Source organism: Xanthovirga aplysinae, from assembly GCF_009711365.1.
In the GTDB taxonomy this organism is placed as follows: Bacteria; Bacteroidota; Bacteroidia; order Cytophagales; family Cyclobacteriaceae; genus Xanthovirga; species Xanthovirga aplysinae.
This window is the reverse complement of sequence record NZ_SMMB01000688.1, coordinates 1-3,287: the sequence shown is the minus strand read 5'-3', so window position 1 is coordinate 3,287 and position 3,287 is coordinate 1. Positions and strand designations below refer to the sequence as shown.

At 33.6% G+C, this 3,287-nt stretch carries 2 protein-coding genes; both read right to left on the bottom strand.

Annotation, left to right across the window (positions count from 1 at the left end):
- Positions 1–1,919 (bottom strand): putative Ig domain-containing protein (locus tag E1171_RS04210; RefSeq protein WP_155204414.1); only part of this gene is annotated, 1,919 nt, incomplete at its 3' end.
- 685 nt (positions 1,920–2,604) lie between these two features.
- A complete protein-coding gene (locus tag E1171_RS04205; RefSeq protein ID WP_155204412.1) occupies positions 2,605–3,204 on the bottom strand; it encodes a YceI family protein in 600 nt (199 codons plus the stop codon).
- Positions 3,205–3,287: the final 83 nt, after the last annotated feature.

The window sequence follows — 3,287 nt, the reverse complement described above, 5'->3', positions numbered from 1 at the left end:
ATTTGAAAATAGTCGTTATCATTTGGTGTTTCACTAGCAACCAAACTATAGGTGTGTAGATCATTTATATCCTTATCTATGGTAGAAAAATCTCCTACTAACGTGCCAATGGGTTCATTTTCGGAAATATTTTGGTCCGATAACAAGATATTTTCAGGAGTACTATTTTCTTTCTCAATCTTCTCAACCTGTATTTGAAATTCCTGATTTTGGATTAAACCTCCAATATCTTTCACCTCAAGTCTAACATCATAATTTCCGACATCAAAATTGGTTGGTGTACCTGAAAGGAGGGCTGTTCCATCTTGATGATCTTCAAATATTAACCAATCGGGTTTTTCCAAAATACTTATGGACCTTTGATCACCTTGATCTTCATCTTTTGTTATAATTTCATATGTATAAGTAACACCTTCCTTTGCATTGGTTAAAGGTTCAGAAGTAAAGAAAGGAGGCTCATTGTGGTTGGTCACTGAAATAGTGAAAGCTTGAATAATTGACCCTCCCTCTCCGTCATCCGCTTTCACATCTATCACATAAGAAGACTTTTTTTCAAAATCTAAAAGAACGGCAGTTTTTAATGCATTCCCCTCAATTAAAAAATTGACATTATCATTAGACGAATTAGGCATTGGATCCACCAGAAGAAAGGAAATATTATTTGGTGGAAAATCACTATCCTCAGCAGAAAATAAACCTACGGTAGAAAGTTCTTCAGCTTGCTCCCCTATTTCTTTTTCCGAAAGAGATAAATTGCTGGGATTAGTATTCACTTCATTTACAGTAATAGTAAAAGTTTGACTGTCAGAAAGACTATTAAATCCATTATCGGTCACTGTCAAGGTAACCTCATAAATCTCCCCTCCTTGTATTTCAGTAGGTGTCCATGAAAATTCACCTGTTTGAGAATCAATTTGCATTCCCTTGTCTATCGACATTTGGTCCAGGTTAAAGGTCAACTCATCGGAGATATCATCATCTGTTGCACTGGCAGTAAAAAACAAGGTCTCTTCCTCATTTATATTCTGATCTTCAATCACATCCAAAACAGGAGGATTATTAGGAAAAGGTTGAAATCCAAAATCTGCATCTAAATAACTTCCCCATAACAATTGTCCAACCGCAAGAGAGTTTGGAGTTGTAGGTTGATAATTGGTTAACACTTCATTTTCATCTGAAATCTGCACAATAAAATACCAAGAGATCAGATCCTCAAACCTATAGAACCCTTCTTCATTAGTAATTTGTTTTCCTACCTGAATATCTTGACCTAATTCCAAGGTACCATTGGCATTTACATCCAAAAATAGATCAATGGAGACACCTGCCAAACCAGTTTGATCTCCATCGTCCTGCATTCCATTTCCATTCAAATCATTCCAAACAAAATCGCCAATTGAACTTATTCCATAAGTAAAATTAAAGCCAAAATCAGCACCTGTAAACAGTTCACCTTCGCTCAAGTTTACTGGGAGTGGCACCGTGGTAGTAGCCTTAATTATAGGTAGCTGGCTAATAAATCCTGGGTCAACAATATAATTCCCTGCAGCAAGTCCTGTAAAATTAAAAACACCCCAGTTAGTCTCCTTTTCCTCTATTAACAGGTCCGTATCCTCTAATATCCCATTGGAATTTTTATCCCAATACAGCTTAACAATACTCTCAAGATGGATCTCTTGCGCATCTTTACTTTGATTCTCATTGACATCCCACCAAAACTCTCCTTTAATTGAGGCCCCTGAGATTAAAGGGAAGTAGAAACTTTCTTTGAATAGCTCATTTTTTGATAAATCAGGGTGATTTTTGGGGGAATTAGCAAAACTGATAGAAACCAACACAAAAAATATATAGGCAAATAGGAAAAGTCCCCTTATTCGAAACCATTTAAAAGACAAGGAAATTGGAAGGACTGTAATCATTTATAATTTTTTTGAGGATGGATAAATTTCACAAATGAATTTCAAGAAGAAATCAAATCTTTAAAAGACGAGAATAAAACAGGTTACAAGATTATTTGAATAGAATTAATTTCTTTAATGGAAGGGAGTATAGTGTATTGGTCCTGATTAATAAGAGATGGAGAAATTATCCCTAAAGTCTTTAAAATCTTAAAGATCCACTTTGTCCACTAGTCCTCGCAAGGCAAAATCCCCCATCAATTCAATAGGGTTTTAATTAAGAAGGGGCAAGTAATTTCTAAAAGGAAAGAACTTATTAATAGCAGCTAATTTAGTGTTTTGGAGTTAGAGGTAAACTTAATTGTACATAAAAGTTAAATTAAATGCTTTTAAATTACAATAAAAGATTAACCGTTTAAGGCCAATAATATGTTATAAATCAATATTTTTATTCTGATTTTAATAGAGCTAAAGCACTAAAATTTTAAAAAACTACTTTTTAATCCCAATAAAAAAGCCCTGGATAATTGGATAAATGATCCAATTCCAGGGCCCTCATAGTGCTTTATTCCAAAGTGCAAATTGAGAAAATCCCAAAAATAGAGTCTAGATTTTCTACATTTCTATCTTAATAAAACCACCCAAATCATTCTTTATAAAGCACATTATTTCAGGTAAGTTTTTAGCAAAATATATAGTGTGAAGATTAAACCCCTTTCACTAATTCAAGATTAATATTTAACCGTACTTCTTCACCTATCAACATTCCCCCATTTTCTAATATGGAATTAAAATTCAATCCAAAATCAGTACGGTCGATAACCCCTGAAACCTTGAATCCAGCACGGCTGCCCCAATTTGGATCGTTAAGGACTCCATTTAATTTTGCATCAAGAGTAACTGTTTTAGTTACATCCTTAATGGTAAGATCACCTGTAATCTTATACTTATTCTTTCCTACTTTTTCAATTTTCGTTCCCTTAAAAGTTATTAGTTCAAATTGAGCTGCATCAAAAAAGTCCGGACTTTTTAAGTGACCATCTCTTTTTTCATTCTCTGTAGTTATACTTGGAACCTTAATTTCTACGTTAAATTCAGCATCAGTAAAATCATCTTTTCCCGATAGGATGGTAACCTTATAATCCTTGAACTCCCCGGAAACAGATGAAATTACCAGGTGATCAATATCAAAACCAATATGAGAGTGAGCACCATCTGGCTCTGTTTCCCATTTCGCCTTTTGAGCAAAAGATAATGATGTAATACTTAAAAGAAGGGCAGTTAAAATAAATGTTACCTTTTTCATTTTGCGTTTTTATTTATAAAATTTTAAATTGTAATTACATTTATTGTATATACAATAACCATAACGCAAAAGTATTAAGAGAT

Coding starts and splice junctions, on each gene's coding strand:
- E1171_RS04205 (WP_155204412.1), bottom strand. CDS start 3,204: ATGAAAAAGGTAACATTTATTTTAACTGCCCTTCTTTTAAGTATTACA.